This window comes from Arthrobacter sp. Soil782, assembly GCF_001428435.1.
In the GTDB taxonomy this organism is placed as follows: Bacteria; Actinomycetota; Actinomycetes; order Actinomycetales; family Micrococcaceae; genus Arthrobacter_D; species Arthrobacter_D parietis.
In genome coordinates this window covers 676,701-695,557 of sequence record NZ_LMSO01000001.1, presented here as the reverse complement: position 1 = coordinate 695,557, position 18,857 = coordinate 676,701, and the positions used below count along the sequence as shown (strand labels likewise).

The 18,857-nt window shown below is 63.7% G+C and carries 14 protein-coding genes; 11 read left to right on the top strand and 3 right to left on the bottom strand.

All coding sequences use genetic code 11. The features are described 5' to 3' along the window. Window positions 1–1,923 carry an acyl-CoA dehydrogenase family protein gene (locus ASH00_RS03320; protein ID WP_056544981.1) on the bottom strand — a complete coding sequence of 641 codons (1,923 nt, stop codon included), beginning with the start codon at window positions 1,921–1,923 and terminating at the stop codon, window positions 1–3. 211 nt (window positions 1,924–2,134) lie between these two features. Here ASH00_RS03320 and ASH00_RS03315 point away from each other — a divergent pair, with 211 nt between their 5' ends. From ASH00_RS03315 to ASH00_RS17200, 5 genes are all read left to right on the top strand, one after another. Continuing rightward, the gene (locus tag ASH00_RS03315; RefSeq protein WP_056544977.1) at window positions 2,135–4,324 is read left to right on the top strand and encodes an FG-GAP-like repeat-containing protein; all 2,190 of its coding nucleotides are present in this window, start codon (window positions 2,135–2,137) and stop codon (window positions 4,322–4,324) included. Window positions 4,325–4,589: 265 nt separating this feature from the next. Further along, window positions 4,590–6,758: an FG-GAP-like repeat-containing protein gene (locus ASH00_RS03310; protein WP_056544973.1), complete on the top strand. Its 2,169-nt coding sequence runs from the start codon at window positions 4,590–4,592 to the stop codon at window positions 6,756–6,758. Window positions 6,759–6,858: 100 nt separating this feature from the next. Then, window positions 6,859–8,931 (top strand): 4-alpha-glucanotransferase, encoded by a 2,073-nt coding sequence (malQ, locus tag ASH00_RS03305; protein ID WP_056544970.1) that lies wholly within the window; start codon window positions 6,859–6,861, stop codon window positions 8,929–8,931. Between the two features lie 149 nt (window positions 8,932–9,080). Beyond that, window positions 9,081–10,463, top strand: a complete 1,383-nt coding sequence (locus ASH00_RS03300; protein ID WP_056544968.1) for an OFA family MFS transporter — start codon at window positions 9,081–9,083, stop codon at window positions 10,461–10,463. 7 nt (window positions 10,464–10,470) lie between these two features. Next, on the top strand, window positions 10,471–10,575 hold the full coding sequence (locus ASH00_RS17200; protein ID WP_442854334.1) for an MFS transporter small subunit: 105 nt from the start codon (window positions 10,471–10,473) through the stop codon (window positions 10,573–10,575). On the opposite strand, the gene ASH00_RS16580 is transcribed toward ASH00_RS17200, so the two are convergent. After that, on the bottom strand, window positions 10,565–10,894 hold the full coding sequence (locus ASH00_RS16580; protein WP_157358981.1) for a hypothetical protein: 330 nt from the start codon (window positions 10,892–10,894) through the stop codon (window positions 10,565–10,567). The two genes, ASH00_RS17200 and ASH00_RS16580, sit on opposite strands and share 11 nt — an antisense overlap. A gap of 205 nt (window positions 10,895–11,099) precedes the next feature. After that, window positions 11,100–12,590, bottom strand: coding sequence for a glyceraldehyde-3-phosphate dehydrogenase (locus ASH00_RS03290; RefSeq protein ID WP_268760482.1), 1,491 nt, complete (start codon window positions 12,588–12,590; stop codon window positions 11,100–11,102). Between the two features lie 270 nt (window positions 12,591–12,860). Between ASH00_RS03290 and ASH00_RS03285 the strand changes: the two genes are divergently transcribed. The 6 genes from ASH00_RS03285 to ASH00_RS03260 all read left to right on the top strand — a co-directional run bounded on the left by ASH00_RS03285 (window position 12,861) and on the right by ASH00_RS03260 (window position 18,755). Beyond that, window positions 12,861–13,442 carry a sigma-70 family RNA polymerase sigma factor gene (locus tag ASH00_RS03285; RefSeq protein WP_056544963.1) on the top strand — a complete coding sequence of 194 codons (582 nt, stop codon included), beginning with the start codon at window positions 12,861–12,863 and terminating at the stop codon, window positions 13,440–13,442. Between the two features lie 71 nt (window positions 13,443–13,513). After that, window positions 13,514–14,335: a GAF domain-containing protein gene (locus ASH00_RS03280; RefSeq protein ID WP_056544959.1), complete on the top strand. Its 822-nt coding sequence runs from the start codon at window positions 13,514–13,516 to the stop codon at window positions 14,333–14,335. A 102-nt stretch (window positions 14,336–14,437) separates the two neighbouring features. Beyond that, window positions 14,438–15,802 (top strand): sensor histidine kinase, encoded by a 1,365-nt coding sequence (locus ASH00_RS03275; RefSeq protein ID WP_162252837.1) that lies wholly within the window; start codon window positions 14,438–14,440, stop codon window positions 15,800–15,802. Window positions 15,803–15,858: 56 nt separating this feature from the next. Next, the gene (locus ASH00_RS03270; protein ID WP_056544956.1) at window positions 15,859–16,557 is read left to right on the top strand and encodes a response regulator; all 699 of its coding nucleotides are present in this window, start codon (window positions 15,859–15,861) and stop codon (window positions 16,555–16,557) included. Between the two features lie 81 nt (window positions 16,558–16,638). Further along, window positions 16,639–17,520 carry an ABC transporter ATP-binding protein gene (locus ASH00_RS03265; protein ID WP_056544953.1) on the top strand — a complete coding sequence of 294 codons (882 nt, stop codon included), beginning with the start codon at window positions 16,639–16,641 and terminating at the stop codon, window positions 17,518–17,520. Next, window positions 17,517–18,755, top strand: coding sequence for an ABC transporter permease (locus tag ASH00_RS03260; protein WP_056544950.1), 1,239 nt, complete (start codon window positions 17,517–17,519; stop codon window positions 18,753–18,755). The genes ASH00_RS03265 and ASH00_RS03260 overlap by 4 nt, the downstream gene beginning before the upstream one ends. Window positions 18,756–18,857: the final 102 nt, after the last annotated feature.

Sequence of the window (18,857 nt, the reverse complement as noted above, 5' to 3'; positions counted from 1 at the left end):
TCAGCGGTACTTTCGGTGCAGATTTTCTTCGCCGGGTGTGCTCTCCGGATGATCGGCAATCCAGGGACCAGTGCCTTCGGACTGGTCAAGGACGCCCTCTTCAAGCCACGTATGGCGGCCGTCGAGCACCCTCCCCGCGAGGCGCATGTCCGCATTGTCAGTGTTTTTCCATAGGTCGGTGAAAAGCTGCTCGATCCGCATTCGAGCTTGCCGGCAGAAGACCTCGGCAAGCTCGCCTGCCTCCCGCCGGCCCTGCCCTTCAAGGTGTTTGGCATGGGAGCACGTAGCTGCCATGGCAAACAGTTCCGCTCCAATGTCCACAATCCTTCCGAGGAACACCTGCCGGTGCTCGAGCTTCGCCTGCCACCGGGCCATGCCGAGGAAGGTGTGGCGGGCGAGGCGCCGCGATGCCCGCTCAACGTAACGCACATGCTTGGCGAGCCGACCGAAATCGGAGTAGGAGCGCGGCGACAGGCCGGGCCCGGCAAGAAGGTGCGGGAGCCACCCCGCGTAGAAGCTGCTGGCGCCCGCCGCCGCCTTCGCCTTCGCCTTGAGATCAGCGTCCGACGACGCCAGGTCACCTGCCGCCGCGAGGTGCGCATCGACTGCCTCACGGGCGATGAGCAGGTGCATGATCTCTGAGGAACCTTCGAAGATCCGGTTGATGCGCAGGTCCCGCAGCTGCTGCTCCACCGGAACGGCCCGTTCCCCGCGGGCCTTGAGGGAAGCCGCGCTCTCATACCCCCTGCCGCCGCGAATCTGCATCAGTTCATCAGCGATCCGGTAGGCCATTTCGCTGGACCACAGCTTCGCCAACGCAGCTTCAATACGAACGTCCTTCTGCCCGGAATCAGCAAGTGCCGCGGAGAGTTCGAAGACGGACTCAAGCGCGAAAGCGGTTGCAGTGATGAAGGAGATTTTTTGTGCGACCGCCTCGTGCCTGCCGATGGGCCGGCCCCACTGGACGCGTTCGCTTGACCATTCACGCGCAATCTTCAGCGACCACTTGCCTGCGGCCGCGCAGTTTGCGGGGATGGAGAGCCTCCCGGTGTTCAGGGTGGTAAGCGCAATCTTGAGTCCCTGGCCTTCCCTGCCCAGCCGGTTCCCGATTGGAATTTTGACGTTCTCGAACCGGGTAACGCCGTTCTCGATTCCGCGCAGGCCCATGAAGGCATTCCGATGCGTCACCGTGATCCCCGGAGCGTTCGCCTCCACGACGAAAGCGGAGATGCCGCCACGGCCGCCGCTGTGCGGAGGCACCTTAGCCATCACCACGATCAACTCGGCAATCACTCCGTTGGTGGTCCAGAGTTTGCTGCCGTTGAGAACGTAGGTGCCGTCGTTGTCGTTACGGGTTGCGGTGGCGTTCATGCGGGCGGGGTCGGACCCGACATCCGGCTCCGTGAGTAGGAAGGCCGAGATTGCGCCGGATGCGCAGCGGGGGAGGTACTCCTGCTTTTGCTCGTCGCTGCCGAACATGCGCACGGGTTCAGGCACTCCGATGGACTGGTGTGCGGAGACCAACGCACCCAGGCTTGGGTGGACGGAGGTGAGCACCATCAGAGCCCGCCCATAGTAGGCCAGTGACAGGCCCAGGCCACCGTAATCTTTGGGAATTTTGATGCCGAAGACGCCCAGTTCAGCCAGATCCCGAAGATACTCGTCCGGGATTTGCGAGTTCACCTCGATTCGCTGACCATCCATCGTGGTCAGCAGCGAGGTGAGCTGCGCGAGAAACTCCTCGCCGTCGTCGTCGCCGGCATGTGAAGAAGAGGGGTGCGGGTGGATGAGGGAGATGTCGCAGCGGCCCAGATAAAGGCCTTTTGCGAAGCTGGGCCGGTTCCATTCCGTTTCCCGGGCGGACTCTGCCACCTCCCGCGAAGTGCGCTCGTTGACGTTCTCCTGAAGTGCTTCGGCGCTCATGGCAGCCCCCTTCAACGGCAGGCTCCGCCAGCCGGAACCCGGCCATGGGTAAATGCTACTCCCCAGTAGGAAAACGTCACCCTACCGTCACAATCGTAGTTAAAAGAACGGTCTTTATGATTTCCCAAGGAATGTCCAAGGAGAACGACGCAACCTTTCTGCACCGAGCCGGTAGTAAGCATGGTTTCGGTCTCACACGAGGGAGCTCACAATGTCAATCCATCAACCGGCGGCTGGTCCCGCCACGGGGCGCCGCACGCATCATCCCAAGAAAGTCGCAGCCTCGGTGTTGGCAGGTGCGATGCTGGTCGTTGCGCTTGCACCGCTGGCAGCACAACCGGCGAATGCCGAACTCGTTTCCTTTGCGCCCGTTACGACCGCCGACTCCGACGGATTCCCGGACTGGTACTCGGACGGTAATGTCCGGCTCAAGCTGTGCGTTGATCCCGCCGAGGGGTGCCTGGCTGAACTGCCTTTCCCGGATCAGCCGATCTCCTACCCGGGGAATTTTCCCGGTGAGGCGTTCTGGTTCGCTGCTGAAGCGGCCGGTGGCAACCTGGGGCTGTATGAGGCGGCTTTGGAGGCCGCCCACACCGGCGAGGAGGCAGCACCTGGTACCCAGATCGCCTTTTCCCGGCTGCGTTTTCGGCTGACCGGACTGGTCAGCGGCGCTGACTACACAATTAGTCATCCCTACGGAGTGCACACCTTCCGGGCCGGCCACAACGCCGCGCGTCCAAACGACATCAATATGACTATCGATGAGGGTGTCTGCGGTACGCCGTGTGACTTCAACCAGACGAAGACCGCCTTCTTGGGTGATTACGGTGGAACCGGGACGTCAGCGCCCTTCATCCGTCAGACGAACGCACCCGCCGGAGCTCTCGGTAGTATCGCGACTCCGGGTCCAATCACCGGTGCTCCATCCGGTTTCAACTATGTGGAAGTGGTGGGCCCTAACGCAGGTGGCCCGGGTGTAAATGTCCTCAGGGTGAGTACGTTCGCGATTCAAGGCGTCATCGACTCCAGCGTGGACGGTGCACCTTCAACTCCGGACCTCGCAGTTGCGAGTGACAGCGGACGGTCGAACACTGACAACATCACCAACGTCAATACGCCGACCTTCACCGGTACGGCCACGCCTGGCTCCACAGTCGAGCTTCTCGCCGGGACCAGGGTTCTTGGCAGCACTACCGCGACGGCGGAGGGCAGTTACAGCATCACTGTGAGTAATGCGACGAATGCAGCAAACGTACTCGCCGATGGCGCAAATCGTGTCACGGCTAGAACTCCCGCGGCTGGAACCACTCCCGAGCTTACGTCCGGGGCGCTGACGCTCACGGTAGATAGGACGGCCCCCGCCGCATCGTTAACCAGTACCCCGTCGAATCCCAGCGCCGATACAACCCCTGCATTCACCTTCACCGGTGAGGCCTCGGCGACGTTCGAATGCCAGTTGCTCCCCAGCAACGCGACATGGCGTGCCTGCACATCGCCGCACACTTACGACCAGCAATTGAGCGGCAACTTCACGTTCAATGTTCGGGCTACCGATGTCGCTGGGAATACCGGAGGGAACGCAACCTACGCTTGGCGGATCGGTAGCGCCACCACCACTCCGCCACCGCCTCCTGCCGGCACGGCAGAGCAGAAGGACATGAACGGGGACGGCAATCCCGACCTCGTGGCACGTGATTCGGGCGGCAATCTCTACCTCTACCCCTCAACTGCCGCAGGCGGATTCGGCACCCGGGTTCTGATCGGCACCGGGTGGGGTTCAATGAACGCCATCCTGCAGCCAGGTGACTTCAGCGGCGACGGACGGTCTGACATCATGGCCCGCGATACGTCCGGACGGCTCTGGCTCTACACGGGCACCGGAACCGGCCGGATCAACGCCGGCGCTTTGATCGGCACCGGCTGGAGCGGAATGAACGCTCTGATCACACCGGGCGACTTCAACGGAGACAACAGGGCAGACCTGCTGGCTCGCAGCACCACCGGCGCCCTGTACCTCTACCCCGGCAACGGCGCCAGTGGCTTCGGCACACGCACCCAGCCAGGGTCCGGATGGGGTGGGTTCACGGCCATCCTCAGCACCGGCGACTTCAGCGGTGACAACCGATCCGACGTCATCGCCCGCAACTCGAGTGGTGCTCTGTTCCTCTACACCGGAACCGGAACCGGCAGGCTCAACGCCGGGGCCCAGATCGGCACCGGCTGGAACGGATTCACCATGACCGGCACGGGTGCCTGGGGCACTGCCAACGCCAGTAGCGACCTGGTGGCCCGCGACAGCACCGGCAGGCTCTACGTCTACAACGGCAGCGGAACGGGCAGCTTCGCGGGAGCCCGCACCCAGATCGGCACCGGCTGGGGCGGATTCACCATCGCTCCGTAAGCGGCGATCCAACTGAATCGCAGGGGATCCCCTTCCGTTCCGACTGGAGGGGATCTTCTGCGATTCAGGCCGCCCAGGATCGGTGCATCCAGCCCTGGATCGAAGCTACTCGCCGGTAGGAAAAGCGAATCATAGCGGCACAGATCGAATTATCAGAACGACCTTGATGTTTTCCCAAGAATTACCCAAGGAATGAAGCGCACAGTGGGCGCACACCGAGACCGGTAGTAAGCATGGTTTCGGTTTCCAACAAGGGAGCTTTGAAATGTCCAACCATCGCAATGCGGTCGATCCGCCGAAGGGTCGCCGCAAACTACGTCTTACGTCATCTATCCTCTCCAGCGCACTGCTCATCACTGCGCTGGCTCCTCTAGCCGCTGCGCCCGCGCAGGCGGAGCTCGTCTCCTTCGCACCCGTCACAGCGGCGGATGCCGACGGTTTCCCGGATTGGTATTCGGACGGAAACGTACGCCTGAAGCTGTGCGTTGATCCCGCGGAAGGGTGCCTGGCCGAACTGCCCTTCCCGGATCAGCCGATCTCTTACCCCGGAAATTTTCCCGGTGAAGCGTTCTGGTTCGCTGCTGAAGCGGCGGGCGGTAACCTCGGGCTGTATGAGGCAGCGTTGGAGGCCGCCCACACCGGCGAGGAAGCGGCACCTGGTACCCAGATCGCCTTCGCTCGGTTACGTTTCCGGCTGACCGGACTGGTCAACGGTGCCGACTACACGATCAGTCATCCCTACGGAGTGCACACTTTTCAGGCGGGCGAGGATCCTGCGCGTCCGACTGAAATCAGAGTCACCATTGACGAGGGTGTCTGCGGTACACCGTGCGACTTCAACCAAGCGAAGACAGCCTTCTTGGGTGATTACGGTGGAACCGGCACGACAGCGCCGTTCATCCGTCAGACGAACGCACCCGCAGGGACACTCGGCAGCATCGCGACTCCGGGTCCCATCACCGGTGCTCCATCCGGTTTCAACTATGTCGAGGTTGTCGGCCCGAACGCGGGCGGCCCGGGTGTAAACGTATTGAGGGTCAGCACCTTCAACGTCCAGGGTGTCATTGACTCCAGCGTCGACGGTGCACCTTCGACTCCCGATCTCGTAGCGGCTAGCGACAGCGGACGCTCGAATACTGACAACACCACTAATGTTGCGACGCCGACGTTCACTGGGACGGCTACGCCTGGCTCCACGGTGCAACTGATTGTCAACGGAAGCGCTACGACCGTGACCACTGTCGCAGCGGCCGATGGCAGCTACTCGCTAGTGCCGACCACAGCACTCCTGACGGGTCCCAACCGGATTGCCGCGAGAATCCCGGCAACGGAAACGGCGCCGGCCCTCGACTCCGGCGTGCTTGCCATCACGGTGGACACCGCGGCCCCCGCAACGACACTGACCAGTACACCGTCGAACCCAAGTGCGGATACAACCCCCGCGTTCACTTTCACCGGTGAGGCCTCGGCGACGTTCGAATGCCAACTGCTGCCGAGCAACGCAACATTCAGGGCGTGCACTTCGCCACACACTTACGATCAGCAGCTCGCGGGCAACTACACCTTCAATGTCCGGGCTACGGACGTCGCGGGTAACACCGGAGCGAACGCAACCTTCGCCTGGCGGATCGGCGCAACCACGACGCCGCCGCCACCACCGCCTCCTGCGGGCACCGCTGAGCAAAAGGACATGAACGGAGACGGCAATCCCGACATCGTGGCTCGTGACGCCAGTGGCCGCCTGTACCTTTACCCGTCAACTGCCACCGGCGGTTTCGGGGCCCGGGTTCTGATCGGCACCGGGTGGGGTTCAATGAACGCCATCCTGCAGCCGGGCGACTTCAACGGCGACCGGCGCTCGGACATCATGGCCCGGGACACCTCCGGACGGCTCTGGCTCTACGCCGGTACCGGCACCGGCAGAATCACTAATGGCGTCCAGATCGGCCAGGGGTGGCAGGGAATGACCGCACTGGTCACGCCCGGTAACTTCAATGGCACCGGCGGGGTAGACCTGCTGGCCCGTGACGGCGCCGGACGGCTCTTCCTCTACCCGGGTAACGGCAACGGCACCTGGGGCACGCGCACCCAACCCGGCAGTGGATGGAATGGCATGACCGCCATCGTCGGAACCGGCGACTTCAGCGGTGACGCCAGGGCAGACCTGTTTGCCCGGGATGCCAGCGGAAGGCTCTACCTGTACCGCGGAAACGGCACCGGAGGATTCCTTTCCCGCCTTGTCTACGGAACCGGTTGGAATGCCATGACAGGGCTGACGGCACCGGGCGCCTTTGGAGCCGGGGCCACCCGTGACCTGATCGCGAGGGACACCGCCGGAGTGCTGTGGCTGTACAACGGAAACGGTGCCGGCGGCTTCTCCGGATCACGTACCCAGATCGGCAACGGCTGGAACGGCTACACCATCGTGCAGTAGCTGAACGAGTACAACCGAATAACCGAGGTCCCCTCCCGCGGGTGCGGGAGGGGACCTCGGCGTGCGAGCACCAAGTCCCGCTAGCCAATAGATTAGGACCATGGCCCAGCTCACACCGCTCCAGCAACTTGCCGAGCAGCACCGCGTCGGAATCGACTTCAAGGGCTGGGACGGCACGCCCCAGACGGTGAGCGATGAAACGCTGATCGCAGTCCTCACCGCGCTTGGTGTGCCCTGCGCAACGAACGACGACGTCGCCGCCTCCCTCCGCGCAGCCGAACGTGCGCCGTGGCTGCGTAGGCTGCCTCCCGCCGTCGTCATCCGGGACGGTGACGCCACCACCGTGCCGGTCACTGTGCCGGCCGGCACCACGCCCTCCATTCACGTCCTTCTGGAAGACGGAACCGAGCGGACGCTGCCTGCGGGTTCCGCACGCACCCGGGAGGTGAACGGGACAGAGGTCAGCCGGTTCACGGTGGAGATCCCGCTCGATCTCCCGCTTGGTTGGCACACCCTCACGGTTAGGTTCGAATCCGGTACCGCCGACTGCACGCTCGTTGTGACACCGAGAAAGCTCACCACCGCCGATTCCCTGACCCGGACGTGGGGACTGATGGCGCAGCTGTACTCGGTGCGGTCACGGTCCTCGTGGGGCATCGGGGACCTCGATGACCTTGCGAGGCTGGCGGAAATCTCAGCTGACAAGGGCGCCGGGTTCGTGCTGATCAACCCGCTTCATGCCGCCCAGCCCAAACCGCCGGTCGAGGCGTCCCCCTACCTGCCGACAACGCGCCGGTTCTTCAATCCCATCTACCTGCGCGTGGAGAACGTCGTCGAGTTCGAGGACCTACCGGAGGCGCAGGCGCACACCATCCGCGATCTGGCGGCAGAGTTCCGGGCCGCAAACGAGAACGCGGACATCATCGATCGGGATCCCAGTTACGCTGCCAAGCTGCAGGCACTCGAACTGGTGTTCACTGTCCCACGGCAGCCGCAGCGGGAGGAGGCGTTCCAACGCTTCCGTTCCGAAGCCGGTCCCGGGCTGGAGAACTTTGCCCTGTGGTCCGCGCTCGCAGAAACGCTCCCCGAAGGTGCTGCAGAGTGGAGCGATCCCGAGTTTCTTGAGGAACAGCGAACCGAGCTCGAGGACCGCATTGAGTTCCACGCCTGGCTGCAGTGGTTATGCGACGAGCAGCTCGAAGCCGTTCAACAGGCCGCGATGGAAGCCGGCATGAACCTCGGCATCATGCATGATCTCGCGGTGGGCGTTCACCCCGCAGGTGCTGACGCCTGGACCCTGCGTGATGTTCTGGCCTCCGGCATCAGCGTCGGCGCTCCGCCGGACATGTTCAATCAGCAGGGCCAGGACTGGGCGCAGCCGCCGTGGCACCCGGAGCGGCTTGCAGAGTCCGGCTATGCCGCATACCGCGACATGCTGCGCACCATCCTGCGCCACGCGGGCGGCATCCGGATCGACCATATCCTCGGCCTGTTCCGCCTGTGGTGGATCCCGCAGGGTTCGATGCCCGGCGACGGCGCCTACGTGTACTACGACCATGAGGCGCTCATCGGCATTCTTGCGCTTGAGGCGGAGCGGGCGGGTGCCGTTGTTGTCGGTGAAGACCTGGGCGCCTTCGAGCCGGGCGTCCAGGAGTACCTGGCAGAGCGCGGGGTGCTCGGGACTTCCATCCTCTGGTTCGAGTACGACGACGACGAGCCGCGCCCTGCAGAGCAGTACCGGACGGCGTGCCTCACCACCGTCACCACCCATGACCTGCCGCCGAGCGCGGGCTATCTCGCGGGCAGGCACGTTGAACTGCGCGAGCAGCTCGGTCTGCTGGGGCGGCCTGTGGAGGAAGAGAAGTCCGCCGACCGGCAGGCTCAGGAGCGGGTGCTTGCGCTTGTACGGTCCACGACCGGCTCTGTGCCCGCGACCGTGCAGGAGACAGTCGAGGCAATGCACTCCTTCATTGCGCAAACCCCGTCGGTGCTGCTCGGGGTGGCGCTCACCGACGCGGTAGGCGAGGAACGCACGCAGAACCAGCCGGGAACCACCGCCGAGCAGTATCCCAACTGGCAGGTTCCGCTGGCGGGGCCGGCCGGCGTCGTGCTCGTTGAGGACCTGCCGGACCTGGAGCGGTTCGATGAGCTGGTGCGCGCTCTTCAACGGTGAACCGGTTCTACCGCTTACCGCACCAGAGTGACCGTTCACCGCACACCGATGTTGTTTGCCTCAGGCAATATGTGAGCTAATGCACAATATTCCATGGTGGGGGCCAAGGGACGACGGCGTCCACAAGTAGAGGGAGAGGCATTCCGTTCATGAGCTGGCTCGATAGGGAACACACAATAGCTCCACCCGGATTCAACCGTTGGCTTATCCCGCCCGCGGCACTCGCCGTGCACCTGTGCATCGGCCAGGCTTACGCCACCAGCGTCTACAAGACGGCCCTCGTGGAGCACTTCGATGCGAGCCTGACTGAGATAGGCCTGATCTTCTCCATAGCGATCGTCATGCTCGGACTGTCCGCCGCGGTGATGGGCACCTGGGTGGACCGCAACGGTCCGCGCAAGGCCATGTTCACCTCGGCCATGTTCTGGGTGAGCGGGTTCCTCGTTGGAGCCCTCGGCATCTTCACCAACCAGCTCTGGCTCGTATACCTCGGGTACGGCGTGATTGGCGGAATCGGGCTGGGTATCGGCTACATCTCGCCTGTCTCCACACTGATCAAATGGTTCCCCGACCGGCCGGGACTGGCTACCGGAATGGCGATCATGGGCTTTGGCGGCGGTGCGCTGATCGCGAGCCCACTGTCCACCCAGCTGCTGAGGATGTTCGACCCGGAGTCGGGTACCGAGGGTTGGGTTGCCAGCGGTGAGGCTGTCGGCATGCTCTTCGTGACCCTCGCGGTGATCTACCTCATTTACATGGTCTTCGGAGCCTTCACCATCAAGGTTCCCGCTGCCGACTGGCGGCCGGACGGCTTCGACCCGAGCACCCGGAAGACCAGTGCGCTGGTCACCAGTGACAATGTTTCCGCGAAGAACGCCATCCGTACCAAGCAGTTCTGGCTGATCTGGATCGCGCTGTTCTGCAACGTGACCGCGGGAATCGGCATTCTTGAGCAGGCCGCCCCAATGATCCAGGACTTCTTCCGGCAGTCAGACGGCGTCAGCGCCGTGTCCGCGGCTGTAGCGGGCGGCTTCGTAGGCCTGCTGTCCATCGGCAACATGGCGGGTCGCTTCGGATGGTCGACCCTGTCCGACCACATTGGCCGCAAGCGCATTTACATGATCTATCTGGGCGTCGGCGCTGTCCTCTATACCGTTCTTGCTCTCGCAGGCTCCTCCACCACAGTGCTCTACGTGCTGTTGGCTTTCGTGATCATTTCCTTCTACGGCGGCGGCTTCTCCACAGTGCCCGCGTACCTCCGCGATCTCTTCGGCACGTTTGAGGTGGGTGCAATCCACGGCCGCCTGCTGACCGCCTGGTCAGCCGCCGGTATTGCCGGACCACTGATCGTGAACGGGTTCCTCGATGCACGAGGCACCCCCGGAGAGCTTGTCGCCGCCGACTATCAGCCGGCACTGCTGACCATGGTTGGCCTGCTGATCATCGGATTCATCGCCAACCTGATGATCAAGTCCGTGGACTCACGATTCCACGAACCGAAGAAGACCGCCGAACCCGCAATGGAGGCATGAGATGGAAATGAGCAAGGCTCGACTGACCTTTGTCTGGGCGCTGGTTGCAGTGCCCCTGGCCTACGGGATCTTCACCACCCTCTCCAGGGTTGCCGCGCTCTTTACCGGCTAGCTGCGCTGGAACTGAGGTGTACGCCGGCGTCGTCGATTCGTTCGACGGCGTCGGCGGCCTCATAAAAGTTGTTGCCGATGCCGGTGCCATCCACATGGATGTAACCGAGGCGAAGGAGACGCTGCGCGCGTTCCTCGTCCACCTCCTCCGTGCTGAAGGCGCCTGCGAGGAAACTGACGAGTCCGCCTCGCTCCTGCGTTTGGCCTTCCGGGGTGACTGCCTGCGGATCACCCATTTTGACGCTCTTCACCGTGCCTATCTTCTTGCCCTCGGCATTGATGACGTCCATACCTTCTCGAACTTCACTGAGGTCATTCATCGGTGAATCTCCATTCTGTTCGGGTATACGTCCTTTCACCCTAGAACGGAGACGCCGTCGCGGTCGAGGGCAGCGCAGCGCGACAGCAGCGCAACAGCAAAAGCGCCGGTGCGTGGCAGGAACGTGGGGACATCCCCACGATCGTGCCACTCACCGGCGCTTCTGCGTCGACGGGAGCGTATCGACCGGCGCTTTTGCGCGGACGTCAGCGCGTGGAGGCAAGCTCCGCCGTCGGGATGGCTTCCTTCGCAGGGAACGACGGCGGGTGGACACCAGCCATCTCCTCCATGACGCGTACTACCTGGCAGCTGTAGCCGAACTCGTTGTCATACCAGACGTAGAGGACCAGGTTCTTGTCATTGCAGATGGTGGCGAGGCCGTCGACCGTGCCGGAGCGGCGTGAACCGACGAAGTCGGTGGAGACAACGTCAGGGGAATCGATGTAGTCCAACTGCTTGCGCAGGTCGGAGTGCAGCGACATCTCTCGGAGGTAGTCGTTGACGTCGTCCTTGGTGGTGACGTTCTCAAGCGACAGGTTCAGGATCGCGATCGATACGTCCGGGGTGGGTACGCGGATGGAGCTGCCCGTGAGCTTGCCCTGCAGTTCGGGCAGAGCCTTGGCCACGGCTTTGGCCGCACCCGTCTCGGTGATGACCATATTCAGGGCAGCCGAACGGCCGCGGCGGTCGCCCTTGTGGAAGTTGTCGATCAGGTTCTGGTCATTGGTGAAGGAGTGCACCGTCTCCACATGTCCGTGCACCACGCCGAACTCGTCATTGATCGCCTTGAGTACGGGGGTGATGGCGTTGGTGGTGCAGGATGCCGCCGTGACGATGGTGTCCCCGGCCGCGATGTCCGTGTGGTTGATGCCGTGAACGATGTTCTTCAGGCCGCCCTTGCCCGGTGCAGTCAGCAGGACCTTCGCAACACCCTTGCTCTGCAGGTGCTGGCTGAGGCCTTCCTCATCACGCCAGCGGCCGGTGTTGTCAACGACCAGCGCGTTGTTGATGCCGTAGGCGGTGTAGTCGATGGTGGACGGGTCATTCGAGTAGATGACCTGGATCCGCACACCGTTGGCGGTAATGGTGTTGGTCTCCTCATCCACCTGGATGCTGCCCTCGAAGGAGCCGTGCACCGAGTCGCGGCGCAGCAGGCTTCCGCGCTTCATGAGGTCATTCTCGGCGCCCTTGCGCACCACGATCGCCCGCAGGCACAGTCCGTGCCCACCGCCCGCCTTCTCGATGAGCAGCCGGGCCACCAGGCGGCCAATCCGGCCGAAACCATAGAGGACGACGTCGGTGCTCGTCCGTGTGTCGGCACCACGCTTCCCGACGACGTCGGCGAGTTCTGAGCGGAGGAATTCCTCCAAAGAGGAGGTGCCGCCCTCCTCCTGATGTGACCTGTACTTCTGGGCCAGGCGGGCGACATCAATGGCTGCTGCTCCCAACTCCAGGTCGGCGAGCGTACGCAGCAGAGGTGCGGTCTCTTCGAGGAGCAGCTCTTCCTTGCTCATGCGGCGCGCGAACCGGTGTGCCTTGAGAATGCCCATGGTGGACTTGTTGATAAGGCTGCGTCCATGGATGCTGGTCACCACGTTGTTCTCGCGGTAGAGGCGGCCGATGACGGGAATCATCCCTTCGGCGAGAGCCTCCCGGCTCATCCAGGTGTCGCGGGTGACGGAAGGTTTGTGATCCACGATGATCAGGTCCTCTCTTTCGCCGGGGTGTCCGGCGGTGACGTAAATCTAGGATACTGACCCTGCGACGCCGGACGGAACGCGGGAGGCCGCGAGATGGCCCGTGCGCCACAGGGGGCGCGGATTTACGCCGGATGTTGTTAGGCTCTGTGATGAACGGCATGTCGGGGGCATAGTGTGATTGCGGTGCGGCCGGCTCGTACCCGGCGGTATCAGTGGTGAACGGTCGACGTCGCTTCCTGCGCCGTCGTCGCGACAGACGGGGTAGCGATGCACAAAGCAGGACCAGGCACAGAGACGCTCAGCGATCTGCTGTTTCGTGTGGCGGAGGGGGACCAGAGCGCTTTCGCCGGGCTCTATGAACAGATTTCCAGGCGGGTCCATGGACTGGTGGTGCGTGTTGTGCGTAACCATGCGATCTCTGCCGAAGTGGTCCAGGAAGTGTTCCTGATGCTGTGGGTCTCTGCTGACCGGTACAAAGCCGAGCTCGGTTCCCCCGAGGCCTGGATCTTTACGCTTGCGCACAGGCGCGCAGTGGACCGTGTGCGCAGCGAGCAACGGTCGGTGGCACGGGATGCGCAGTACGCGCAGAAGGAATACTTCGTTCAGGAGCCCGTGGATGAGCGGGTTCATCACACCCTCATGAGCGAGAGCGTGAAACGCTGCCTCTCCTCCCTGACGGACCTGCAGGCGGAAGCGATCAGGCTTGCCTACTACGGCGGCCTCACCTACACCGAAGTGGCTGAAGCGCTGCAGGTGAAAGTTCCGACCGCCAAGTCCCGTATCCAGTCCGGACTGGCGTGCCTGCGCAACGCAATGGAAGCCGATGGCTACGGAGCGCGCTCGAGGTAGCACAATGGATCTCTACCGGGTCCGCTGGACCCGGTCCAAGCATGTGTAAAACGGGTAGCTGGAAGGCGGCAATGAATCCCTATCTGCAGCAGTGGTTCACCGCCCGTGCGGTAGCTGATACGGCTCTCGATCTCGATGACGTATGGACGGGTTACACCAACCTGGGCGGTTGGTGCGATCGCGTGGAATTCCAGGCCTACCTCTCCGGCCTGGCGCTGATTGACGAACTTCAGCGGGACATGGTGTCGCACGCCGTGAACGAGGCACTCGACGGCGTCAGTTCGCCTGCCCGGCGCGCCGCCTACTCGACGGACGACGTATCCCTGGCGACCGGGGTGATCACGGAGAGCAGTTTCGAGAGCTGCACGGATGCTGCGCTGCAAAGGTTCGTGACGTCGTCGTGCGCGTATCTTGAAGGCGCTGACGCGGAGCGGCGCCGGCTCGACTCACTGACACAGACGGGCCTCCTCGGAACGTCCGCGGAAGAGCGGTTTGACCGGATCACCCGCGAAGCGCAGCGGGTGTTCGGCGTGAGTTCCGCATCCCTGGCGCTGATCGGCGAGCATCAGCAGTTCATCAAGTCGGTGACGGGGCCAATTGGCCAGAACGTGCCGCGGGACATCTCCTTCTGCAACGAGACCATCCGGGAGAAGCGCATGCTGGTGGTGAGGGATGCGCTGGTGCATGAGCAGTTCCGGACAAACCCGCTGGTGCTCGAACAGCCGCACATCCGCTTCTACGCGGGCTATCCGCTCACCGGTCCCGAGGGGTGGCGCATCGGGTCCCTCTGCATCATCGATGACAAGCCGCGCGCATTCTCCCTGGAGGATGAGATGGCCTTGCGACTGTTGGCCGGCCAGGCGCAGCGCGAGCTTGAAGCGAGCTACTGCTAGCTGCGGGATCCACAGCAGGCCCTCATCCAAACGAACTAGACCGTCCGGCGGAGCCGGTCCTGCGCCTCCGCTGGCTACACTGGCGCAGGAACAATGCGGAGGGTGCTGCACGTCAACATGGTGAAGATACTCAAACGGCTCACCTTCGGGTTGGACTCCGAGGAGCGGCGGTGGGAGCGGCCCGGCCCTACCGGTGACCACCTGCGCCGGGATGTGATCGGCGTCGTCATTTTCTTCCTGGTGAGCGCCCTCGCACTGGAATTGAGCCGCGGCGTAGGGGCTATGGCCGAGGAGCGCAGCCCAGTCTGGCTCCAGCACGCGGTTCTTGCCCTGATGATCTTCCCGCTCGTGTTCAGGCGGCGCTTCCCGGTGCTGGTCATGCTCGTCATGTCATCGCTGTTCATCATCCTCAGCCTCTGGATTCCGGCGCTCTCACTGCAGCTCTCCTATCAGGTGGCGTACTTCGCATCGCTGTACTCGGCGGTTGCCTGGGCGAAGGACCGCAGGGTGCTGTGGCTCGGAACCACGGTTGTTGTGGTCGCCATGACGCTGTGGCTCATCCTCTCCCTGACGGTCGCGAATACGTATGACGGGCTGCTGGAGCGGGTGTCAGAGGGGGACGAGACCTGGCGCGGGATCTTCGACCCACTGACTTCCGCGGCGCTCTACTACTTCATGGTGAACTTCGCCTACTTCGGCGGCGCCATCCTGGCGGGCATGTCCTCCTGGCGCAATGCTCTCCAGCGGACGCAACTGGCGGGCCAGGCAACGCAGATCGCCAGGCAGTCCGCTGAACTTGCACGCCGTGCGGTCATCGAGGAGCGGCTGCGCATTGCCCGCGAACTGCACGACGTCGTTGCACACCACGTGTCGGTCATCGGTGTGCAGGCCGCTGCCGCACGCCGGGTGATGGACCGGAAACCGGAGGTCGCCGCCGAGTCCTTGCGCACCATCGAGCAGGCCAGCCGCCAGGCCGTCACTGACATGCGGAACCTGCTCGGCGTACTCCGGTCCGAGGCGTCAGTACAGAACCCCCACAACGACGACGACGGTCGCCATCCGGAGCCCGGACTCGCCGACATCGCGGCTCTGGCCGGCAACCAGCAGGACGGCGGCCCCGAGGTCACCTTCTCGAGGGTGGAGGACGTGCCGGGGGCACTCGATGAGGTCTCTGCACCGCTCGCGTTGTCGCTGTACCGGACAGCCCAGGAATCACTGACGAACGTCCGCCGGCACTCCACCGCCTCGGCCGCGGTGATGACACTGCGCACCGGACGCGCTGGCGAGCAGCGCTGGGTAGAACTGGAAACCGTGGACAACGGAAGGCCCCGGCAGCGCGTGGCGGCCAGCTCCGGTTACGGGCTGCAGGGGATCCGCGAACGCGTTGCTCTGCACCGCGGGACGGCTGAGATCGGTCCCCGTTCCGACGGCGGCTGGCGGGTACGTGCCCGCTTCCCGCTGCAGTGAGCACTCGTCGAATCCAACCGACCTTCCCCTCAACCGAGATCTCAGGAAAGAACGTGATGAACACCATCCGCGTGCTGCTCGCCGATGACCAGGGGCTGGTCCGTGCCGGCTTCGCTACCATCCTGTCCATCGAGGAGGACATCGAGGTGGTCGGCCAGGTGACCAACGGGCAGGAGGCGGTGGACTTCGCCGCAGCCAACGACGTCGACATCATCCTCATGGACGTGCAGATGCCGGTACTGGATGGAATCGAGGCCACTGCGCAGATTACGGCAGCGGGCCGGGGGAAGGTCATCATCCTGACCACCTTCGAACGCGATGACTACCTATTCGACGCGATCCGTGCCGGTGCAAGCGGCTTCCTCCTGAAAAACGCCGATCCGGATGACCTTGTTGCTGCGGTTCAGGCGGTCGCCGGCGGATACGCGCTGCTGGCGCCTGAGGTCACCCTCCGCGTGATCGAGCGCTTTGCCCACCACCTGGAATCCGAAGCGCCGGCACCGGTGGCGAAGCAGCCCAGTGCCGGGCAGCTCCGCCAGCAGAGCCTGCTTGCCTTACTGACCCAGCGCGAGAAGGAAGTCCTCGAGTGCATGGCCGCGGGCCTGAGTAATGCCGAGCTGGCACGGAAGCTCTTCCTCGCCGAGGCCACGGTGAAATCCCATGTGTCCTCGCTGCTGGCCAAGATCCAGGTCCGCGACCGGGTACAGGCCGTGGTCTTTGCTTATGAGAGCGGGCTCATCCGTCCGGGGGAATAGAGGTTCCGCCTTACGGCTCATCCGCCGTGCATCCTGTTTGCCTACTGTTGATGACAGTAAGGCTCAATCGGGAGGAAACCAATGCTGCAGGTGCAGAACCTGACCCGGCGCTTCGGGGAGAACACCGCCGTCGACGACGTCAGTTTCACAGTCCCTTCGGGGAAGATGACCGGGTTCGTGGGTGCCAATGGCGCCGGAAAAACCACCACCATGCGCATGATCATGGGTGTGCTCACTGCGCATGCCGGAGCAGTCCTGATGGACGGGCGCCCGGTCACGGCGGCTGACCGCGCCACTTTCGGATACATGCCGGAAGAGCGCGGCCTCTACCCGAAACAGCCCATCCTCGACCAGCTCGTCTACCTGGGCCAGCTGCACCGGATGAGTCAGGCGGATGCGCGGTCCCGCGCGCAGGACCTGCTCGAGCGGTTCCAGCTCGGCGACCGCGGGAAGGACAAGCTGGAGTCCCTCTCACTCGGTAATCAACAACGCGTCCAGATCGCGGCGTCGCTCCTGCACAGGCCATCGGTCCTCATCCTCGATGAACCGTTCTCCGGGCTCGATCCCGTTGCCGTGGACTCCATGGTGGACCTGCTTCGCGAGCACACCGCGCAGGGTGTCCCGGTCCTTTTCTCGAGTCATCAGCTCGACCTGGTGGACCGCCTCTGCGACAACCTTGTGGTGTTGCAAAAGGGGCGGCTGGTCGCTGCCGGCACCGGGGATGACCTGCGCGCCACGGCTCCCCGCCGGCACAGGCTGACGGTCTCGCCCGACGCCGGGTGGGTCCGGGAGGAAGCCGGAGTGACGGTCATCGACGTCGCGGGCCGGGATGCCGTCGTCGAGCTGGAGAACGACGACGACGCGCAGCGGCTGCTTGTCGCCGCCATGGCACGCGGAAGCGTGCATGAATTCAGCAGGATCAGGCCGAGCCTGAGCGAAATCTACCGGGGGGTATCCCAGTGAGCACCGAAACAACGGAACGGCGCGTGCGGCCGGGGGCGCCGTCGTCGTCCTCGTCGGATCGCAACGCCCAGCCGGCCTGGCTGATTGTCACCCTGCGTGAGGTGATGGTGAAGGCAAAGGACCGCGGATTCGCGATCTCCACCATCGTGACGCTGGTACTGATTGTCGCCGGCGTCGTGTTCAACGCCTACATGTCCAGCCGCGGTGAGGACTTTACGGTGGCTGTGACCTCGGAGGCTGGACAGTCGGTGACCGCGCTCGCGGACGAGGACGGCCGGGCCGACGACGGCAACACGACGTTCACGGCGATCGTCGTTGAGTCGGAGGAAGCAGCACTCGAGGAAGTCCGGTCAGAGGAAGCCGACGCTGCGCTCATTCGGGACGATGACGGTGCGTGGACGCTGACGGGCAGGAACGAGATTCCCAGGAGTCTGAGTGCCGGGATCAGCGCGTCGCTGGAGGCCTACATGCTGGAAGCGAATGCAGCTGCGGCCGGAACGTCACCGGAGGAGTTGTTGGCTGGTTCCGAGCTGGAGGAATCGTTGCTCGAGGGGAACGCGGAGGATCAGGCCGTGGCAGACGTGGCCGGTTTCGCCTTCAGCTTCCTCTTCTACATGGCGTCCATCATCTTCGGAATGGCCATCGCAAATTCGGTGGTGGAGGAGAAGCAGAACCGGGTCGTCGAGATCCTCGCGACAGCGATACCCGTGCGGCAACTGTTGTACGGCAAGGTCCTGGGAAATACCATCCTGGCCATGGTGCAGCTCGCACTGTACGGCGGGGCGGCCCTGTTGGCCCTGAACCTGACCGACACGGCGGACCTTGTGGGAAGCATCATTCCGGCCTCGGGATGGTTCATGGTGTTCTTCCTCTTCGGCTTCCTGATCCTCGCGTCGATGTGGGCGGTGCTGGGTTCACTGGCCAGCCGGCCGGAGGATCTGACCAGCAGCTCGACGCCGGTGATGGCGCTGATTTTCGCGGCACTGGGTGCAGGGTTGTTCGCTTCGGGGCAACTGCTGGTGGTGGCGTCCTACGTGCCGGTGGTGTCATCCGTGGCCATGCCGATCCGCATGCTCAACTCCGAGGTCGCACTATGGGAGCCGATCCTGTCCCTGGTGATCGCGCTCGGGGCGGCGGCCGCCTTGCTTCACCTCGGCGAGAAGATCTACCGCCGGGCCGTCATGCAGGGCGGCGGCGCGCTGTCGCTGCGCAAGGCCATGAAGCTGGAGCAGTAGGGCCCTTGGTTGCAGCGGCCCTGCTTTCCGCCCGGGCCGTTCGCGGGGGACAATTCCCTGTGGAACCACGTTGTCATCTCAGGACGCCCACGCACTCGAAAG

What these genes read in the sequence shown, in the direction of transcription:
- ASH00_RS03320 (WP_056544981.1), bottom strand. Translation starts at nt 1,923, where the DNA reads ATGAGCGCCGAAGCACTTCAGGAGAACGTCAACGAGCGCACTTCGCGG.
- ASH00_RS03315 (WP_056544977.1), top strand. Translation starts at nt 2,135, where the DNA reads ATGTCAATCCATCAACCGGCGGCTGGTCCCGCCACGGGGCGCCGCACG.
- ASH00_RS03310 (WP_056544973.1), top strand. Translation starts at nt 4,590, where the DNA reads ATGTCCAACCATCGCAATGCGGTCGATCCGCCGAAGGGTCGCCGCAAA.
- malQ (WP_056544970.1), top strand. Translation starts at nt 6,859, where the DNA reads ATGGCCCAGCTCACACCGCTCCAGCAACTTGCCGAGCAGCACCGCGTC.
- ASH00_RS03300 (WP_056544968.1), top strand. Translation starts at nt 9,081, where the DNA reads ATGAGCTGGCTCGATAGGGAACACACAATAGCTCCACCCGGATTCAAC.
- ASH00_RS17200 (WP_442854334.1), top strand. Translation starts at nt 10,471, where the DNA reads ATGAGCAAGGCTCGACTGACCTTTGTCTGGGCGCTGGTTGCAGTGCCC.
- ASH00_RS16580 (WP_157358981.1), bottom strand. Translation starts at nt 10,894, where the DNA reads ATGAATGACCTCAGTGAAGTTCGAGAAGGTATGGACGTCATCAATGCC.
- ASH00_RS03285 (WP_056544963.1), top strand. Translation starts at nt 12,861, where the DNA reads ATGCACAAAGCAGGACCAGGCACAGAGACGCTCAGCGATCTGCTGTTT.
- ASH00_RS03280 (WP_056544959.1), top strand. Translation starts at nt 13,514, where the DNA reads ATGAATCCCTATCTGCAGCAGTGGTTCACCGCCCGTGCGGTAGCTGAT.
- ASH00_RS03270 (WP_056544956.1), top strand. Translation starts at nt 15,859, where the DNA reads ATGAACACCATCCGCGTGCTGCTCGCCGATGACCAGGGGCTGGTCCGT.
- ASH00_RS03265 (WP_056544953.1), top strand. Translation starts at nt 16,639, where the DNA reads ATGCTGCAGGTGCAGAACCTGACCCGGCGCTTCGGGGAGAACACCGCC.